This is a genomic window from Xanthomonas translucens pv. cerealis (assembly GCF_006838285.1).
Lineage (GTDB): Bacteria > Pseudomonadota > Gammaproteobacteria > Xanthomonadales > Xanthomonadaceae > Xanthomonas_A > Xanthomonas_A cerealis.
This window is the reverse complement of the sequence record NZ_CP038228.1, coordinates 1,261,579-1,279,937: the sequence shown is the minus strand read 5'-3', so window position 1 is coordinate 1,279,937 and position 18,359 is coordinate 1,261,579. Positions and strand designations below refer to the sequence as shown.

Sequence of the window (18,359 nt, the reverse complement as noted above, 5' to 3'; positions counted from 1 at the left end):
CATGCCGGCCGCCCCAGGCTTGCGCATCGAAACGCTGGACCCGGCCCGCCAGGCCGGAGAACTGCGTGCGCTGCACGCGCAGGCCGACCGGGCAACGCCTGCGAATACGGTTGACCAAGCTCTGGATGCGCTGAGCTACCACGTGCTGGCGCGCGCCGACGACGGCCAGCCGATCGGTAGCGCGCAGCTCGGCCCCGAGCAGCGCATCGGCTGCATGGCGGTGCTGCCGGCCTGGCGCGGCCGTGGCGTCGGCAGCGCGCTGCTGGCCGCGTTGGTCGAGGAAGCGCGGCGCCGGCACTGGCCGCGGCTGGAGCTGCAGGCGCCGCCGGCCGCACTCGACTTCTATGCGCGGCACGGCTTCCTGCCGGTCGGCGCGCGCGGCGCCGCTGGCCAAGCACAGCCGATGCAGCGGCTGCTCAAGGGCGCCGCCGCGGTGAAGGACGCCGCCGCGGCGATCGCAGCCAGTACCGCGGTAGTCGCACAGGCGCGGCGCCAATTGCTGATCTGCAGCCGCGCGCTGGATCCGGGCCTGCTGGACAGTCCGCCGCTGCTCGCGCAACTGCGCCGCTTCGCGGTGGCCGCGCACGACAAGCAGGTGCGCGTGCTGTTGCACGATGCGGCCGCCGCACAGCGCGCCGCCGCGCCGTTGCTGGCCCTGGCGCAGCGCCTGCCCAGCGTATTCCGTTTCCGCGAAGTGGTCGATCCGGTCGATCGCGGCGATGCCACCGCCTACCTGGTCGACGATGGCGGCGGCTACTACTTCCGTGCGTTGGGGCACCGTTACGACGGCGAAACCGACCTGCTCGGCGGCGACCGCGCGCGCCAGCTACGGGACGCGTTCGCGCGGGCCTGGGAGCGTTCGCGCGACTGCAGCGAGCTGCGCGCGCTGGGCTGGTAGCACCGCGCCGCGGCGGCCAATGGCGCAGTGAATGAACCCGGCATCGCCCCTGTGTCTCCGAAATGCACACCCTGGCTACGTCATGGGGGTATAATTTTTCTGCTTGATTACGCCCGCGCGGGCCACGCGTCCGCCGGTTCCAGCCGTAAGCCAACCCACCAAAGCGACCCGACCCCACCATCGTGGACAATCTCCTAAAGCAGTTTGCGCAGTCATCGCAACTCGCCGGCGGCAATGCCGCCTATATAGAAGACCTGTACGAGCAGTACCTGGTCTCTCCCGACAGCATCGACCCCAAGTGGAAAAGCTACTTCGACGGCTTCCAAGGCCGCGATGCCGGTGACGTTCCCCACTCGGCGGTCATCGCCCACATCGCCAGCGCAGCGCGGCAGGCCGCCAACAGCGGCACCAGCCCCGGCGGCGACGAGCGCGAGCGCCATGTCGGCCGGCTGATCACCGCCTACCGCGCGCGCGGCCACCTCGGCGCGCGCCTGGACCCGCTGGGCCTGACCCCGCCAGTGAACCCACCGGACCTGGGCCTGCCGTTCCACAGTCTGTCGGAAAGCGACCTGGGCAGCGAGTTCAGCACCGGCGGCCTCGGCGGCCAGCCGCGGATGAAGCTGCGCGACCTGCTGGCACGGCTGAAAGCGACCTACACCGGGTCGATCGGCAGCGAATTCATGCACATCTCCGAATTCGAGCAGCGCCAGTGGATCTACCAGCGGCTGGAGAACGCCGGCGGCAACATCGCCGCCGACGCCGACAGCCGCCGACGCACGCTGGAGCGAATCACCGCCGCCGAAGGCCTGGAGCGCTACCTGCACACCAAGTACGTCGGCCAGAAGCGCTTCTCGCTGGAAGGCGGCGATGCGTTGATCCCGATGATGGACGTGGTGGTGCGCCGCGCCGGCGCCGATGCGGTCAAGGACATCGTGGTCGGCATGGCCCACCGCGGCCGCCTCAACGTGCTGGTCAACACCCTGGGCAAGAACCCGCGCAAGCTGTTCGACGAGTTCGAAGGCAAGTTCGAGCACGCTCACGACGATCGCGCGCACACCGGCGACGTCAAGTACCACATGGGCTTCTCGGCCGACGTGGCGGTGGCCGACGGCAACTCGGTGCATCTGGCGCTGGCGTTCAATCCCTCGCACCTGGAAATCGTCGACCCGGTCGTGGTCGGCAGCGTGCGTTCGCGCCAGGAACGCTACGGCGACGCCGCGCGCAAGACGGTGCTGCCGGTGGTGATCCACGGCGATGCCGCGTTCGCCGGCCAGGGCGTGGTGATGGAACTGTTCCAGATGTCGCAGGCGCGCGGCTTCGCGGTCGGCGGCACCGTGCACATCGTCATCAACAACCAGATCGGCTTCACCACCAGCGCCCGCGACGACGCACGCTCCACGCTGTACTGCACCGACGTGGCGAAGATGATCGGTGCGCCGGTGTTCCATGTGAACGGCGACGATCCGGACGCGGTAGCGTTCGTGGCCAACCTGGCCTACGACTTCCGCCAGCAGTTCAAGAAGGACGTGGTCATCGACCTGGTCTGCTACCGCCGCTGGGGCCACAACGAGGCCGACGAGCCGGCGGCGACGCAGCCGGTGATGTACCAGACCATCCGCAAGCACAAGACCACCCGCGAACTGTACGCCGCGCAGCTGGAAAGCGAAGGGGTGATCCAGGCGGGCGAGGCGCAGGCGCTGGTCGACAGCTACCGCAACAAGCTCGATTCGGGCGAATACACCACCGAGCTGGCGACCCGCAAGCCGGACGAGTTCGCCATCGACTGGTCCAATTATCTGTCCGGCAAGGTCACCGACAAGGTCGACACCACGGTCAAGCGCAAGACCCTGGACCACCTGGCCAAGATCATCACCACGATCCCGGCCGGCGTGGAGCTGCACCCGCGCGTAGGCAAGATCTACGAAGACCGGGTGAAGATGGCCGCCGGCGACCTGCCGGGCGACTGGGGCTTCGCCGAGAACCTGGCCTATGCCACGCTGCTCGGCGAGGGCCACAAGCTGCGCCTGGTCGGCCAGGACGCCGGCCGCGGCACGTTCTTCCACCGCCACGCGATCCTGCACGACCAGAAGACCGACAACTATTACCTGCCGCTGCGCCAGCTGGTCGAGAACCCCGAAGACGCCACCGTGATCGACTCGCTGCTCAGCGAGGAAGCGGTGATGGGCTTCGAGTACGGCTACTCGACCACCGATCCCAACGCCTTGTGCATCTGGGAAGCGCAGTTCGGCGATTTCGCCAATGGCGCGCAGGTGGTGATCGACCAGTTCATCGCCGCCGGCGAAGCCAAGTGGGGCCGTATCAGCGGCCTGTCGCTATTCCTGCCACACGGCTACGAAGGTCAAGGCCCGGAGCACAGTTCCGCGCGCCTGGAGCGCTTCCTGCAGCTGTGCGCGCTGGAGAACATGCTGGTGTGCGTGCCGACCACGCCGGCGCAGTGCTTCCACATGATCCGCCGGCAGATGCGCATGACCACGCGCAAGCCGCTGGTGGTGATGACGCCCAAGTCGCTGCTGCGCCACAAGCTGGCGGTGTCGAGCCTGGAAGAACTGGCCGACGGCGAGTTCCAGCACCTGATCCCGGATGCGAAGGCCGATCCCAAGCGGGTCAAGCGCGTGGTGGCCTGTTCGGGCAAGGTCTACTACGACCTGCTCGAGGACCAGACCAAGCGCGGCCAGGACGACGTCGCCATCCTGCGCGTGGAGCAGCTGTACCCGTTCCCGCGCGAGCTGCTGGCCGCGGAGCTGAAGCGCTACGGCAACGCCACCGACCTGGTCTGGTGCCAGGAAGAACCGCAGAACCAGGGCGCCTGGTACCAGATCAAGCACCACCTGCAGGCCTGCCTGGCCGACGGGCAGAGCCTGCACTACGCCGGCCGTCCGCGCTCGCCGTCTCCCGCTGCCGGCCATTTCGCCGAGCATCTGGAAGAGCAGCTGAAGCTGGTCGCCGACGCGCTATTGAATCCGTTCAACGACCAAGTCGCTGAATAACCCGCCTTTTCCTTCCAAAAGACCCCACTAGGACGCCCTCTGCAATGGCCACCGAAGTCAAAGTTCCGGTACTGCCCGAATCCGTATCCGATGCCACCATCGCCAGCTGGCACAAGAAAGCCGGCGACGCGGTCAAGCGCGACGAGAACCTGGTGGACCTGGAAACCGACAAGGTCGTGCTGGAAGTGCCCTCCCCGGTCGATGGCGTACTGAAGGAGATTAAGTTCGAGGCCGGCGCCACCGTGACCAGCTCGCAGCTGCTGGCGATCATCGAGGAAGGCGCCACCGCCGCTGCGGCTCCACCCGCCGCGGCCAAGGTCGCCGACGCACCGAAGGCGGAAGCACCGAAAGCCGCTGCCGCCGAAGCGCCGAAAGCGGCCAAGGTCGAGTCGGCCAAGGCCGCCGGCGACGTCTCCAGCCTGCCCCGGGCGCGCGCTTCTCGGCGATCACAGAAGGCGTGGATCCGGCCCAGGTCGACGGTACCGGCCGCCGCGGCGCGGTGACCAAGGAAGACATCCTCAACTACGCCAGGAACGGCGGTGCCGGCAAGGCCGCCGGCGCGCGCGCGGAAGAGCGTGTGCCGATGACCCGCGTGCGCAAGCGCATCGCCGAGCGCCTGATGCAGTCGAAGAACTCGACGGCGATGCTGACCACCTTCAACGAGGTCAACCTGGCCAAGGTCTCGGCCGCGCGCAAGGAACTGCAGGACGAATTCCAGAAGGCCCACGGCATCAAGCTCGGCTTCATGAGCTTCTTCGTCAAGGCCGCGGCCAACGCGCTGCAGCGCTTCCCGCTGGTCAATGCCTCGATCGACGGCGAGGACATCATCTATCACGGCTACAGTGACATCTCGATCGCGGTCTCGACCGAGAAGGGCCTGGTGACGCCGGTGCTGCGCAATGTCGAGCGGCAGTCGTTCGCCGAGATCGAGCAGGGCATCGCCGACTACGCCAAGAAGGCGCGCGACGGCAAGCTGAGCCTGGAAGAACTGCAGGGCGGCACCTTCACCGTGACCAACGGCGGTACCTTCGGCTCGCTGCTGTCCACCCCGATCATCAATCCGCCGCAGAGCGCGATCCTGGGCATGCACGCGATCAAGGAGCGACCGATCGCCGAGAACGGCCAGGTCGTGATCGCGCCGATGATGTTCCTGGCGCTGTCCTACGACCACCGCATCATCGACGGCAAGGACTCGGTGCAGTTCCTGGTCGACATCAAGAACCAGCTGGAAAACCCGGGCCGGATGCTGTTCGGCCTGTAAGCGCCTGAAGCCCCTTTCCCACCGGGAGAGGGGTTGGGGTGAGGGTACGACCGCACTGGACATCGCCGGCGCCCACCCTCGAAACACCCACGCAGCACTCCGCTCCGCCGCACCCTCATCCGGCACTACGCGCCACCTTCTCCCGGCGGGAGAAGGGAAAGGCAAAGGAATCTGAAATGGCTGAAAATTTCGACGTCGTCGTCATCGGTGCCGGTCCGGCCGGTTATCACGCGGCAATCCGCGCGGCGCAGCTGGGCCTGAAGGTCGCCTGCATCGACGCGGCGCTGGGCAAGGACGGCAAGCCGGCGCTTGGCGGCACCTGCCTGCGCGTGGGCTGCATCCCGTCCAAGGCGCTGCTGGATTCCTCGCGCCAGTTCTGGAACATGGGCCACCTGTTCGGCGAGCACGGCATCAGCTTCAACGACGCCAAGATCGACGTCGCGGCGATGGTCGGGCGCAAGGACAAGATCGTCAAGCAGTTCACCGGCGGCATCGCGATGCTGTTCAAGGCGAACAAGATCACCCCGTACTACGGCTTCGGCGAGCTGCACGCAGGCAACGTGGTCAAGGTCAAGCAGCACGACGGCAGCATCGTCGAGCTCAAGGGTACCAACGTGATCCTCGCCGCCGGTTCGGATTCGATCGAACTGCCGTTCGCCAAGTTCGACGGCGCCACCATCGTCGACAACGTCGGCGCGCTGGATTTCAGCGAAGTGCCCAAGCGCCTGGCGGTGATCGGCGCCGGCGTGATCGGCCTGGAACTGGGCAGCGTGTGGAAGCGGCTCGGCGCCGAGGTCACCATCCTCGAAGCGCTGCCCGACTTCCTGGCCCTGGCCGATGCCGAAGTGGCCAAGACCGCGCTGAAGGAATTCAAGAAACAGGGCCTGGACATCAAGCTGGGCGCCAAAGTCTCCAAGACCGAGGTCACCGGCAAGGGCAAGAAGCAGGAAGTCGTCGTCACCTATACCGATAGTGAAGGCGAGAAGAGCCTGACCGTGGACAAGCTGCTGGTGGCCGTGGGCCGCCGCGCCGCCACACAGGGCTTGCTGGCCGAAGGCACTGGGGTCAAGCTCAACGAACGCGGCCAGATCGAGGTCGACACGCACTGCCATACCGGTGTGGACGGCGTGTGGGCGATCGGCGACTGCGTGCGCGGACCGATGCTGGCGCACAAGGGCTTCGAGGAAGGCATCGCGGTCGCCGAACTGATCTCCGGCCTGCCCGGCCACGTCAACTTCGACACGATCCCCTGGGTCATCTATACCGAGCCGGAAATCGCCTGGGTCGGCAAGACCGAGCAGCAGCTCAAGGCCGAGAACGTGCCGTACAAGACCGGCAGCTTCCCCTTCGCCGCCATCGGCCGCGCCGTGGCGATGGGCGAGCCGGCCGGCTTCGTCAAGGTCATCGCGCATGCCGAGACCGACCGCGTGCTTGGCCTGCACATGGTCGGCGTCGGCGTCTCCGAATTGGTCCACGAAGGCGTGCTGGCGATGGAATTCAACGGCTCGGCCGACGACCTGGCGCGCATCTGCCACGCCCACCCGACCCTGTCCGAGGCGATCCACGACGCCGCGATGGCGGTGAGCAAGCGGGCCATCCATAAAGCCAATTGAGCGACCTCGGTGGCTCGTCGTTGCAGAAGGCTTCGTTTCGCAGCGAAGCCTTCTTTCGTTTCCCGGTGAAGGAATCCCGCTATGGCAGCTTCAATCCACACCTCCCTCGGCGGCATTGTGTTCGTCGCCGCCGGCCTGATGTTCTTCGCCGCCGCCGCAATCGGCAGGCAGCTGGCCTTCGCCGGATGCGGCGCGATGTTCGTCGCGATCGGCGTGGCGTGGCTGCTGCGCGCCAAAACCAAAAAACAAGAACGGGCACCGACTGAATGACCGACCTCTCGGTCGCATCGACGGAAAAAGCTCAATGAAATCGATCTGCGTTTACTGCGGCTCCAATGCCGGCAACAAACCCGCCTACGCCGAGCGCGCCACCGCGCTGGGCACGCGCATCGCCGAGCAGGGCCTGCGCCTGGTCTACGGCGGCGGCAACGTCGGGCTGATGGGTACCGTGGCCAATGCGGTACTCGCCGCCGGCGGCCACGTCACCGGGGTGATTCCCAAGCAACTGGCCGATTGGGAAGTGGCGCATCGCGGCCTCACCGAACTGGAAATCGTCGGATCGATGCACGAGCGCAAGTCGCGCATGTTCGACCTGTCCGACGGCTTCATCGCCCTGCCCGGCGGGTTCGGCACGATGGAAGAGATCTTCGAGATGCTGACCTGGCGCCAGCTCGGCATCGGCAACAAACCCTGCGCATTCCTGGACGTGGAAGCGTTCTACGCGCCACTGATCGGCATGATCGACCGCATGGTCGCCGAACGCTTCCTGCACCCGGACCAGCGCGCCGACCTGTGGTACGGCAACGACATCGACACCATGCTGGCGTGGATGCACGACTACACCCCGGCGCAAGCATCGAAGTGGATCGACGAAAAGCGCCGCAACGCGCTGCGCTGAAACCCACCGCTCTTAACCAGCCGCAAACCCGGGGCGCGTGGCCCGGTCGGTGCGCTGTGGACAGGCATCAGCCCAGGCCCGACCGAATCGAAGCCTGGAGATTTCCCACTGCGTTCGTCGCGACTGAAGTCGCTCCCACAAGGGGCTCTTGCTCAAGCAGCAGACGTACCTGACCCCACAGCGTGCTTCCCAGCGCCAGCTTGCGCGGGCACCGCGCCTGCCTGCGAACGCGGCGGCTACGCACGCCGGCTCGATGCGCATCCTAACCGCCAGCGATCCGGGGACGGCCGATCACCCCTTGATCGCACGCAGCCATGTAGCCATTGCGCCGCAACTCCCGCGTGATCGTGCTCGGCGCGCGTCCCAGCGCGCGCGCTATGGCACGGGCACTCGCATGTTCAAGCTTCATCGCCATCACTACACCCTGTTCTTCGGCATCCAATTGCAAAAAACATTGCTGCATCGGACGCTTCCAAGGAGTGTTGCGCTTCCCTATGGACTCCGCCGTTACTTTTCTTTGCACGAGCAAAGAAAAGTGACTCGCGCCCAAGCGCGAAAGCTTTTGCTTCGCCTCTAAGCCGTAGACAGCAGAAGAAGCAAAGCATCCATAACGGATAGATATCCACACTGTTCGCACCGCATTAGCCCTCAATGCGCATGCCGAAACCACGCGAGCCAAACCAACGCGCACGTACGCTCGCTCGCCATCAATCGTGCTGCGCAGGCCGTCCCAACAGATACCCCTGCCCATAGTCGCAACCCAGCTCACGCAGCGTATCCAGCTGCTGCTCGGTCTCGATGCCTTCGCCAATGGTCTCGATGCCGAGCGTACTGGCCAACGCCAGAATACTGCGCACCAGCGCATAACTGCCCGCACCGCTTTCGCCATGCAGGCCGGCGACGAAACTCTGATCGATCTTCAACGCCGAGATCGGAAACCGGTGCAGATACGAAAGCGCCGAAAACCCCGTGCCGAAATCGTCCAGCTGCGCCAATACCCCCCTATTGCGCAGCACCTGCAGAATCGTCAACGTGCGCGGCGCATCGTCGAGCAGCGCCACCTCGGTGATCTCCACCCGCAAGCGCTGCGGATCGGCGCCGGCGCTGTCGATCAGCCCGAATAACCGTTCGGTGAAGTCCGGCGAACGGAAATGCCGCGGCGAGACGTTGACCGACACGTAACCGCTGCCGCTCCGGGCCAGGCGCCGGATCACCTGCGCGTACAGCAACCAGTCCACCTGCTCGATCAGCCCGCTGTCCTGGCCCAGATCGATGAACTGGCTCGGCACCAGCAGGCCGCGGCTCTCGTGGCGCCAGCGCAGCAGCGCCTCGTGGCCGACCACCTCGCCGTCGACCAGACGCACGATCGGCTGGTAGAACGGCTCGAAATCGCCGCTTTTGATCGCCCGCCGCAGGTCCGCCTCCAGGTCCAGGCTGCGCAGCGCCGCCTCGCGCATCGCCTCGTCGAACACCGCGCACCGATCCTGGGTCTGCACCTTGGCTCGATACATCGCCGCGTCCGCATCGCGCAGCAGTTCCTCACCGCTGCTGTAGCGCGGATGCCAGGCGGCGATGCCCAGGCTGCCGGACGGGAACAGTTCGCGGCCGGCCACCCACATCGGCTGGCCGAGTACGCCGAGCAGGCGCTGCGCCAACTCGCGTACGCCCTCCAGCCCCTCTTCGCAGCTGACCAGGATCGCAAACTCGTCGCCGCCCAGGCGCGCCACCACATCGTCGCTGCGCAGTGTGGAAACGATGCGTTTGGCCACCTCCACCAGCATGTCGTCGCCGGCGGCATGGCCGATGCTGTCGTTGACCAGCTTGAACCGGTCCAGGTCCAGGAACAGCACCGCGAACGCCATGCCGTCGCCGTTGCGCGCGCGGTTGATCGCTTCGCCGAGCCGGTCCAGCAGATGCGAGCGGTTCGGCAGTCCGGTCAGCGCATCGTGCAGCGCCTGATGGGTCAGCCGCTGCTCGGCACGCCAGCGTTCGGCGATCTGCGCCAGCAACTGCTGGTTGACCTCGGCCAGTTCGCGGGTACGCTCGGCCACCCGCTGCTCCAGCTCGGCATGCGCCAGCCGCAGCCGCTCCTGCGCGCGCTGCCGCGCCAGGCCGCCACCGACATTGTGCGCGACGAAGGTCAGCAGGCGCTGATCGTATTCGGTGAAACGCACCTGCGTGGTGTAGCTCTGCACCACGATCGCACCGACCACCTCGCCCTCGTCGAACAGCGGCACGCCCAGCCAGCTGTGCGAGCGCGTGCCGTATTCCTGCACCTCGCCCTGCGCCACCAGCGCCTCGATCTCCGCCAGTTCCAGCAGCATCGGCCGGCGCTTGCGCATCACGTACTCGGTCAGGCCACGGCCCCGCCGCCGCAGCGGGCGCCGCGGGCTGTGCTCGTCCACCGAGTAGACGAATTCCAGCATCTTGGGGTCGTCGGACAACAAGGCGATGTACAGATTTCGCGCATCGATCAGCCCGCCGACGATGGCATGCACCTCGGCATAGAACTGCTCCAGGCTCTCCGTGCGGATCGCCAGCTCGGCGATGCGGAACAGGGCCAGTTGCAGGGTCTCGGCGCGCTTGCGCTCCTGGATCTCGTCCTGCAGGTCGTGGTTGGCGCGCTGCAGTTGCTGGGTGCGCAACTGCACGCGCCGCTCCAGTTGCACCTGCGCGTGACGCCGGTCCATCGCGGTCAGCACGTGCTGGGCGACGTAGGCCAGCAGCGCGCGGTCGGCATCGGTGTAATGCAGCGCGCGGTCGTAATTCTGCACAACGATCGCGCCGCAGACGTGGCCTTCGCGCAACATCGGCACGCCCAGCCAATCCTTGCTGTCCGGGCCATGCAGGGCGTCGTAGTCCACCCGCAGGCGGTCGCGCACCTGCGGCGACGGGCCGCGCACCGCCTGGCCGTGGCGCAGCAGGGCGAAGGTCAGGCTGTTGGGCATGTCGTGTTGGTAGTACAGCCGTTGCGGATCGGCGACGAAATCGTCGTGACGGTCGGAGAAATACAGGAAGCGCATGCTCTGCTGTTCTTCGTCGTACTCGACGATGTAGCAGTTCTCCGCGTACATCAGCGAGTCCAGCACCGAATGCACGTGCTGCAGCATCTGCCCCATTTCCAGATCCGCACCGGCCAGATCGGCGATCTCGTACAACGCCTGCTGCAGCTGCTTGGACTTCTCCAATCCCTCGATGCGCGCACGCATCCGCTCGGTTTCCAGCAACGCCAGGCCTAACGCGGCTGCCATCTCGCACCAGGCGGCGCGCTGCGGCTCGGACAACGGGTGTTGCAGCCGGGCGGCCACCGACACGCAGGCGCCGTCCGCCGTCTTGCGCACGTGCAGCAGCGCCTGCGCAGGCGCCGGCACGGTTTCGGCCAGGCAACGCCGTACCAGCGCCGGCAGCCACGCCGGCGCATCCGGCGTGGCGCCGAACAGGCGCCCGCCGACCGCGGCGTCGCCGCACGCGATGGCAACGTCGCTGCCAGGTGGCAGCAAGCCGCACAGTGTCACGGCGGTCTGCATGACGGTGCCGTCGGGGTGATCCTGGCGGACGATCGCGGACGGCTCGAACAACATCGACAACAACTCCTCCATGACGTCGGACCTGCCCCACGCCTCCCCCGTGGACGCCAGCATACATTTTACGTGAACAAGCGCACATGCGATGACCCCATGCACGCCCCTGGCGCGTTCACTGTCTATGATGTCCGCGACCCTCCCGCCCCTGCCCGCCACCACCGCCATGCACACGTCGCGCTATGCGCCGGCGCAGCGAACGCTTAGGCTTGCCGCCGTGGATGCCCTGGTCGAAACGAGCGACGAAGCCCTGATGCTGGCCTACGCGGCCGGCGACACCGGCGCGTTCGAGACCCTGTACGCGCGTCACCGCGGCCGCCTTTACCACTACCTGCTGCGCCAACTGCGCGACGTGGCGCTGGCCGAGGAGATGTTCCAAGACGTGTGGCAACGGGTCATCGCCGCGCGCCAGGGCTGGCAGCAGCAGGCCGCATTCAGTACCTGGCTGCTGCGCATCGCCCACAATCGGCTCGGCGACCACTGGCGTGCCGCCAAGCACCGCCCGGCGGCGCCGGCCGACGCCGAACTGCGCACGGCCAGCGTGCCGGACCCGGATACCCCGGAGCGGCAGCTGTCCGCGTTCGAACAGCGGCGCCAACTGCAGTTGGCGCTGGACGACCTGCCGGAGGACCAACGCGAAGTGCTGCTGCTGCGCCTGGAACAGGAACTGAGCCTGGAGGAGATCGCACAGATCACCGGGGTCGGCCGCGAGACGGTCAAGTCGCGGCTGCGCTATGCGATGGACAAACTGCGCGCAAGGCTGGGCGGATGAACGCCGACGAACCGCTGACCCAGGAAGAACGCGCCCTTGCCGAACGCCTGCGGCAGGGCCGGCAGGCGCTGCCGTCGGCGGCACTGGACGCATCGATCCTGGCCGCGGCGCACGCCGCGGTCGCCGCGTCCGCCGGAGCGGACACGCCGCAGCCGCACGCAGCCGCCACCGTGCCGGCGCCGCGCGCGGCATCGCCATTGGCGGCGGACGCGGCCGATCCCGGCGCACGGCCGCGGCGCCGGGCGGGCTGGCCGGCATGGACCGGGCTGGCGGCGTCGTTGACGCTGGCGGTCGGCATCGCCTGGCAACTGCGCACCCCCGCACCGCCCGTCGTGCCGGCCCCCCCGCTGCCGCAGCGACCGCCGACCAGGCCGCTGCCGAGCGATCGGCCGATCCGCAAGAGGCTGCAGCTGCGTCTGCCGCAGCTGCGGACGACGCACCCCAAATCGCCACCGCGAGGACGCCGCCCGCACCGCCGTCGGCACCTGCGCCGAAGCGGGCGCCGGCGGCCGCCGCCCGCGACGCGACGCGAGCCGCAGCCGCAGCCGCACCAGCGTCCGCGGACCTGCCCGCCGCGGCCGAACCGGCGCCGATGGTCGAGCCGCCCTCCCCGGCCGCGCCGCCGGCCGTGCCCGCCCCTGCGAAAGCGCTCGCGCAACCGCAGGCGCTGGCGAAGCCGGCAACGCACTCGCGCGAAGCGGATACCCCGCAGCGCGAAGACCACCGCCTGCTGCAGCAACGCCGCCAGGACCGCGACGCGAGTGCAGGCAACGCCGCGGCCAGCGCACAGGCATGGGAAGCGGACGGCGACAGCGCACGCGTCGAGGGCAACCTCAGCGCAGTGCCGGCGCCCGCAGCGGTCGCCGCGATGCCGGAAGCGCCTGTCGCAGCGGACGCGGCCGCAGACGCCTACGACGCCGATCCGGCGTTTTCGGCCGCCGTAGAGAGCGACGCAGGCCTGCCGCCACGACGCTGGCTGGCACGCATCCGCGAACGCCGCGCCGCCGGCGAGCACGCGGCCGCGCGCGCCAGCCTGCAACGGCTGCAACGCGAGCATCCACACACGCGCATCCCCGACGACCTGCGCGACCTGCTCGACCACTGAGTCGCATCCGCGCCCAACCGCGCTGGCGGCGCTACGGACCGATTCGGCGCCGTCGATCGCGGAACAGCATCCGCCTCGCGCATTCCTCGCACGCATGCGTCGCAACGCGAACCTGCACGCCTCCGTTTGCAACCGCGCGTACATCGGCGCAGTTGCCTTATTGCGCGCGATGCCCAATGGCGCACCTCACCGGCATCGCAAGCAACGCTCGCATCCACCCACATCCGCGGTCGGCTGCGGCGCCTCGTCTAGAATGGCGCCGATGCCCGATACGCTTCCCCACCCCGTCAGCCACAGCGTGGACATCAAGCACAGCCGCTTCCTGGCGCAGGCGGCGCCGATCGCCGACGCCGGCGCGGCGCTGGCATTCGTGCAGCAGGTCGCGGTGGCCGATGCCACCCACAACTGCTGGGCCTACCGGGTCGGCGACGACTACCGCTCCAGCGACGCTGGCGAACCGGCCGGCACCGCCGGCCGGCCGATCCTGGCGGCGATCGACGGCCAGGGCTTCGACCGCGTGGTGGTGGTGGTCACGCGCTGGTACGGCGGCATCAAGCTCGGCGCCGGCGGCCTGGTCCGCGCCTACGGTGGCACCGCCGCCGAATGCCTGCGGCTGGCGCCACGGCAGCCGCTGCTGGCCTTGAGCCTGATCAGGCTGCACTGCGGCTTCGACGATCTGGGCGCGGTGCATGCAACGCTGAGCGCCTGCGCCGCCGAAAAACTCGATGAACGCTTCGACGCCGACGGCGCCGAACTGCAGCTGCGATTGCCCAGCGATCGCGTGGATGCCTTGAAAACGCGACTGCGCGACGCCACACGGAACAGGGTCCGCTGTTCGGAAACCTCCCCCGCATGAACGATCCGTCGGCCGACCAGGCCAAGTCGCTGCGCAAACTCGGCAGCCTGCGCACCCTGTGGCCGTTCGTGCAGCGCCAGCGTGGCCTGTTCGGCGCCTGGCTGTTGGCGCTGGCGGTGTCGTCCAGCGCGACGCTGAGCCTGCCGGTGGCGGTCCGGCAGATGATCGACCACGGTTTCAGCGACAGCAGCAGGATCAACCAGTCCTTCGCGCTGCTGTTCGCGGTGGCGGTGGTGCTGGCGATCGCCACCGCGCTGCGCTTCTACTTCGTGTCGTTGCTGGGCGAGAAGGTCGTCGCCGACCTGCGCGGGCGCCTGTACGCGCACCTGATCGGCCTGCATGCCGGCTTCCACGACCGCAACCGCAGCGGCGAGCTGGTGTCGCGGCTGTCGGCCGACAGCGAACTGCTGCGCGGGGTGATCGGCAGCACCATGTCGGTGGCGCTGCGCAGCACGGTCACGGCGATCGGCAGTATCGTGATGCTGTTCGTGACCAGCCCGCACCTGGCCGCCTACGCGCTGCTCGGCATCCCGCTGGCGGTGTTGCCGATCGTGCTCGGCGCGCGCCGCCTGCAAAAGATCTCGCGCGCCAGCCAGGACCGCGTCGCCGACGCCAACACCCTGGCCGCCGAAACCCTGGGCGCGGTGCGCACGGTGCAGGCGCATGCGCGCGAGCCCTACGAGCGCGGCCGCTTCGGCCAGGCGCTTGCCCTGTCGGTGGACGTGGCGCGGCGCCGGGTGCGTGCGCAGGCGCTGATCACCGCGGTGGCGATCGTGCTGGTGTTCGGCGCGATCGTGCTGGTGCTGTGGTCCGGCGCGCACGAAGTGGCGGCCGGCGAGCTGAGTGCCGGCGCGCTCGGCCAGTTCGTGCTGTATGCGATGTTCGGCGGCGGCTCGGTGGCGTCGCTGGCCGAAGTCTGGAACGACCTGCAACGCGCCGCCGGCGGCATGGGCCGCATCGCCGAACTGTTCGCCGAACGCCCCGAAGTGCTGGCGCCTGCGCAGCCGCGTGCGCTGCCGCAGCCGCTGCGCGGCGAGGTGCGCTTCGAAAATGTGGTGTTCCGCTATCCGCAGCGCCCCGACTATCCCGCGCTGGACGGCTTCGACCTGCACGTGCGGCCCGGCGAGAGCGTGGCGCTGGTCGGCCCCTCCGGCGCCGGCAAGAGCACCGTTCTGTCGCTGCTGCTGCGCTTCCACGATCCGCAATCGGGGGTCGTGTGGGTGGACGGCGCCGACCTGCGCGAGCTGGACCCGGCGCAGCTGCGCGAAGGCATCGGCATGGTGCCGCAGCATCCGACCCTGTTCGCGGCCAGCGCCGCCGACAACATCCGCTACGGCCGGCTCGCGGCCAGCCATGCCGAGGTCGAAGCCGCGGCGCGCGCGGCCGAAGCAGACACCTTCATCGGCCAGTTGCCGGACGGTTATGCCAGCGAACTGGGCGAGCGCGGCGCGCGCCTGTCCGGCGGCCAGCAGCAGCGCATCGCCATCGCCCGCGCCCTGCTCAAGGACGCACCGATCCTGCTGCTGGACGAAGCCACCAGCGCGCTGGACGCGCAGAGCGAACACGCCGTGCAGCAGGCATTGGAACGGCTGATGGCCGGGCGCACCACATTGGTGATCGCGCACCGCCTGGCGACGGTGCTCAAGGCCGACCGCATCGTGGTGATGGACAACGGCCGCATCGTCGCTCAGGGCACCCATGCCGAGCTGCTGGCGCAAGGCGGCTTGTACGCGGAACTGGCACGGCTGCAATTCATCGACTGAGCACGCCGCGCTAACACCGGCGGGACTACGGTCCCGCTGCGCCCCATGCAACGGCGGCGGCGCAAGGCGCCGGCAGCGTTTCCGGCGCAATCCGGTTCGATGAATCGCCTTCGACAGGAGACACGTCATGTCCTTTCGCCAACTGCCCGCCCTCGGCCCCGACGGTGAGGCCTATCTGATCACCGAGTTTCAGGACGAAACCCAACGCCAGCAGCAGGCACAGCACAACACGGCGTCCACGCCGGCGCTGCGCTACGAACTGGCCGATGGCCGCAAGCTGATCCGCCGCGGCCAGCAGTTCACCAGCACCGGCGGCGAGCTGACCCTGACCGCGGTGTGAGCGCGCACACGTGCGGCTAGTGGTCAATTATTGACCAAGCCTCTTGACACGCCCGCCCAGCAAGGCGCGCAGGCACTTATCCACATGCTTGCGCGCATTCCATCCACACTGCCTGTGGATGAAGCACAGCCACGCGAGCGGTTTCACCCACGACAGGCGTTATCGGCAACGCCCCGGTCGTGGCTTCAGGGGCAACACCGCTGGCTAGCGCGGCAACACCCGGCCGATGCCGCTGGCGTCGATCTCCGCCGCTGCCGCGTCCAATGCTGTGGTCACGGTCGCCGGATCGAAACCGATGCGGAAATGCAGCTCGCCGGCCGGTGTGCGCGAAGAATGGATCGACGCCAGGCTGACGCCGTGGCGTTCGAACACGTACAGCAAACTGCGTAGCGATCCGGCGCGGTCTTCAGGCAAATAGACGCTGAGGGCCAGCTGTTCGGTCAGATCGGCGAGCAGATAACCGACCCGTTCGTAGCTGTAGTTGCCGTGCGCGATCGCCGCCTCGCCCAGAGCATGGCGGTTGGCGTCGAGGAACTCGGCGCGGAACTGCGCGCGCGCCGTATCGTCGCCGCACGCGACCTGCCCGCGCAGCCGCGCCAGTTGCGCGATCAAGCCATCGAGCACGCCGCCGACATGCGGGTTGCCGAACTGGATGTCTTCATAGATAGCCGGATTCAAGGCCAGGATGCGCGCGATGATTGCGGTGTCCAGTTCGAACGAGGCCGAGCGATACGGCATCAGCGCCTCCAGCGATCCCAGCGTCGGCGCATGCGCGCGCAGCACGCCGGCCTGGGCCAGATGGCTGGCGTGCACCATCGCCTGCACCAACGCCATCACCCGGTCGTGGTGGTCGGGCGTGCTGCGCACGCATTCGGCTTCCAGCGCCGTGCACAGCTGTTGCAGCCACGCGCTCCAGCGGGACAACCGCGCTTCGCACACCACCAGCACGCGGCCCTTGAGCGTCGGCGATTTCGGCGGCGCGGTCATCGGATGCAGGCCGGCCACCTCCGCCTGCGAGGCCAGCATCGCCGCCACCGGCTCGCGCTTGACCGAAGTCACGTCCAGCCACAGTTGCCCGTGTTCGCGCCCGGCGGCGCGGCGCACGTAGTCGCCGATCAGCGCCGGCGTGTGCCGAATCGGCGCGGAGAAGATCAGCACATGCGCGCGTTGCAGCAAGACGTCGGGGTCCAGCGACTGCGGATCGGCCGGATCGTGGCCGATCACCTCCAAGTGCATGCGCTCGCGGAAGAACCGGCTCAGCCAGCGGCCATAGGCGCCGACGCTGCCGACGATGCCGACGACCGGGCGCAGGCTCACGCCAAACGCTCGGTGGCGAAGCGCAGCGGCGTGGCCAGCGCCGCGGGCGCGGCGGCGAGCACGTCCAGTTCCTCGTAGCCACTGGCCAAGGTTGCTTCCAGCGCCGCATGCACGCCGGCGATGGCACGGCCGATCGCCAGCTCGAATGCATCGCCGCGCAACAGGAACGCGACCAGCAACGCCGTCAGCACGTCGCCGGTGCCGGCCACGTCCACCGGCAACAGCGGCGAACACCAGCGGTAAACCGCCGCGCGGCTCACCGCCAGGGTCACCAGCTGGCCCGCGTCGCCGCTGACGCTGTGCGCCAGCACCCACTGCGGCCCACTCGCCAGCAACACGCGCGCCGCGGCGATGGCATCGTCCTGGGCCAGCGCCGGCAGGCCGGTCAGGCGGCCGAGTTCGAACGCATTCGGCGTGACCAGCCAGGCATGCGGCAGCAGGCGTTCGGCGAACACGCGCTCCAGCCCCGGCTCGACGTAGGGCCCGGTATGCGTATCGCCGATCACCGGATCCAGGCAGTAGCGCAGCGCCGGGCACTGCGGCAGCGTGGTGTCGAGCCAATCGGCGAACGCCGTGCCGTTGCCGACGCTGCCGAAATAGCCGGACACCAGCATCCGTGCGCGCTGCGGCAGGCCACGCTCGCTGGCGCCGAGCAATAGCTCGGCGAACCAGTCTGCCGGCAGCACCTTGCCGTGCAGCGTGGCGTAGAACGGCGCATTGCTCAGCAAGGTGGTCGGGATCTCGGCCACGCGCAAGCCCAGCGCACGCAGCGGCGGCACCGCCGCGCTGTTGCCGGCATGGCCGTAGACCAGTTGCGATTGCACGGAAATGACATCGACCGGAACCGGCCCGTCGGGGCGCTGGCGACGGCCGTGGATCAGATGGCTTTCGGCGGATAGCGTCATCGCCGCAGTTTAACGCTTGGGACTCGGGACCCCGAGTCCCAA

The 18,359-nt window shown here is 68.3% G+C and carries 14 protein-coding genes and 1 pseudogene; 11 read left to right on the top strand and 4 right to left on the bottom strand.

Translation table 11 applies throughout. From position 1 onward, the window contains the following. The first annotated feature begins 1 nt into the window (after position 1). The 6 genes and pseudogenes from E4A48_RS05685 (at position 2) to E4A48_RS05660 (ending at position 7,678) form a co-directional block, all read left to right on the top strand. Positions 2-898, top strand: a complete 897-nt coding sequence (locus E4A48_RS05685) for a GNAT family N-acetyltransferase (protein ID WP_142742028.1) — start codon at positions 2-4, stop codon at positions 896-898. Positions 899-1,080: 182 nt separating this feature from the next. Continuing rightward, the gene (locus E4A48_RS05680; protein WP_039009600.1) at positions 1,081-3,906 is read left to right on the top strand and encodes a 2-oxoglutarate dehydrogenase E1 component; all 2,826 of its coding nucleotides are present in this window, start codon (positions 1,081-1,083) and stop codon (positions 3,904-3,906) included. A gap of 44 nt (positions 3,907-3,950) precedes the next feature. Beyond that, a pseudogene (gene sucB / locus E4A48_RS05675) lies at positions 3,951-5,167 on the top strand (dihydrolipoyllysine-residue succinyltransferase). A 176-nt stretch (positions 5,168-5,343) separates the two neighbouring features. After that, complete coding sequence (gene lpdA, locus E4A48_RS05670; RefSeq protein WP_142742027.1) at positions 5,344-6,780, top strand: dihydrolipoyl dehydrogenase; 1,437 nt, start codon at positions 5,344-5,346, stop codon at positions 6,778-6,780. Between the two features lie 81 nt (positions 6,781-6,861). Then, on the top strand, positions 6,862-7,050 hold the full coding sequence (locus E4A48_RS05665) for a hypothetical protein (protein ID WP_039009594.1): 189 nt from the start codon (positions 6,862-6,864) through the stop codon (positions 7,048-7,050). A gap of 34 nt (positions 7,051-7,084) precedes the next feature. Continuing rightward, positions 7,085-7,678, top strand: coding sequence for an LOG family protein (locus tag E4A48_RS05660; RefSeq protein WP_039009592.1), 594 nt, complete (start codon positions 7,085-7,087; stop codon positions 7,676-7,678). Between the two features lie 262 nt (positions 7,679-7,940). Here E4A48_RS05660 and E4A48_RS20935 read toward each other — a convergent pair whose 3' ends face one another. Together E4A48_RS20935 and E4A48_RS05650 are read right to left on the bottom strand one after the other, a co-directional pair. Next, complete coding sequence (locus tag E4A48_RS20935; protein WP_160292297.1) at positions 7,941-8,306, bottom strand: helix-turn-helix domain-containing protein; 366 nt, start codon at positions 8,304-8,306, stop codon at positions 7,941-7,943. A gap of 79 nt (positions 8,307-8,385) precedes the next feature. Further along, positions 8,386-11,259 (bottom strand): bifunctional diguanylate cyclase/phosphodiesterase, encoded by a 2,874-nt coding sequence (locus tag E4A48_RS05650; protein ID WP_039010085.1) that lies wholly within the window; start codon positions 11,257-11,259, stop codon positions 8,386-8,388. Between the two features lie 217 nt (positions 11,260-11,476). Between E4A48_RS05650 and E4A48_RS05645 the strand changes: the two genes are divergently transcribed. The 5 genes from E4A48_RS05645 to E4A48_RS05625 all read left to right on the top strand — a co-directional run bounded on the left by E4A48_RS05645 (position 11,477) and on the right by E4A48_RS05625 (position 16,095). After that, complete coding sequence (locus E4A48_RS05645; RefSeq protein ID WP_039010083.1) at positions 11,477-12,031, top strand: RNA polymerase sigma factor; 555 nt, start codon at positions 11,477-11,479, stop codon at positions 12,029-12,031. A gap of 628 nt (positions 12,032-12,659) precedes the next feature. Next, positions 12,660-13,136, top strand: a complete 477-nt coding sequence (locus E4A48_RS05640; RefSeq protein ID WP_142742026.1) for a hypothetical protein — start codon at positions 12,660-12,662, stop codon at positions 13,134-13,136. A 262-nt stretch (positions 13,137-13,398) separates the two neighbouring features. After that, on the top strand, positions 13,399-13,992 hold the full coding sequence (locus E4A48_RS05635) for an IMPACT family protein (protein ID WP_039010081.1): 594 nt from the start codon (positions 13,399-13,401) through the stop codon (positions 13,990-13,992). Then, positions 13,989-15,755: an ABC transporter transmembrane domain-containing protein gene (locus tag E4A48_RS05630; RefSeq protein ID WP_142742025.1), complete on the top strand. Its 1,767-nt coding sequence runs from the start codon at positions 13,989-13,991 to the stop codon at positions 15,753-15,755. The genes E4A48_RS05635 and E4A48_RS05630 overlap by 4 nt, the downstream gene beginning before the upstream one ends. 127 nt (positions 15,756-15,882) lie before the next feature. Continuing rightward, entirely contained in the window at positions 15,883-16,095 is a 213-nt protein-coding gene (locus E4A48_RS05625) for a hypothetical protein (protein ID WP_058196417.1), read from the top strand. Positions 16,096-16,299: 204 nt separating this feature from the next. On the opposite strand, the gene E4A48_RS05620 is transcribed toward E4A48_RS05625, so the two are convergent. Together E4A48_RS05620 and pdxY are read right to left on the bottom strand one after the other, a co-directional pair. Beyond that, the gene (locus E4A48_RS05620) at positions 16,300-17,412 is read right to left on the bottom strand and encodes a prephenate dehydrogenase (RefSeq protein WP_142742024.1); all 1,113 of its coding nucleotides are present in this window, start codon (positions 17,410-17,412) and stop codon (positions 16,300-16,302) included. Further along, on the bottom strand, positions 17,409-18,317 hold the full coding sequence (pdxY, locus tag E4A48_RS05615; RefSeq protein ID WP_142742023.1) for a pyridoxal kinase: 909 nt from the start codon (positions 18,315-18,317) through the stop codon (positions 17,409-17,411). Before pdxY ends, E4A48_RS05620 begins: the two co-directional genes overlap by 4 nt. Between the last annotated feature and the right edge of the window lie 42 nt (positions 18,318-18,359).

Excerpts from the sequence above, each read along its gene's own strand:
- E4A48_RS05635 (WP_039010081.1), top strand. The coding sequence starts at position 13,399 with ATGCCCGATACGCTTCCCCACCCCGTCAGCCACAGCGTGGACATCAAG.
- lpdA (WP_142742027.1), top strand. The coding sequence starts at position 5,344 with ATGGCTGAAAATTTCGACGTCGTCGTCATCGGTGCCGGTCCGGCCGGT.
- E4A48_RS05685 (WP_142742028.1), top strand. The coding sequence starts at position 2 with ATGCCGGCCGCCCCAGGCTTGCGCATCGAAACGCTGGACCCGGCCCGC.
- pdxY (WP_142742023.1), bottom strand. The coding sequence starts at position 18,317 with ATGACGCTATCCGCCGAAAGCCATCTGATCCACGGCCGTCGCCAGCGC.
- E4A48_RS05650 (WP_039010085.1), bottom strand. The coding sequence starts at position 11,259 with ATGTTGTTCGAGCCGTCCGCGATCGTCCGCCAGGATCACCCCGACGGC.
- E4A48_RS05660 (WP_039009592.1), top strand. The coding sequence starts at position 7,085 with ATGAAATCGATCTGCGTTTACTGCGGCTCCAATGCCGGCAACAAACCC.
- E4A48_RS05630 (WP_142742025.1), top strand. The coding sequence starts at position 13,989 with ATGAACGATCCGTCGGCCGACCAGGCCAAGTCGCTGCGCAAACTCGGC.
- E4A48_RS05625 (WP_058196417.1), top strand. The coding sequence starts at position 15,883 with ATGTCCTTTCGCCAACTGCCCGCCCTCGGCCCCGACGGTGAGGCCTAT.
- E4A48_RS05665 (WP_039009594.1), top strand. The coding sequence starts at position 6,862 with ATGGCAGCTTCAATCCACACCTCCCTCGGCGGCATTGTGTTCGTCGCC.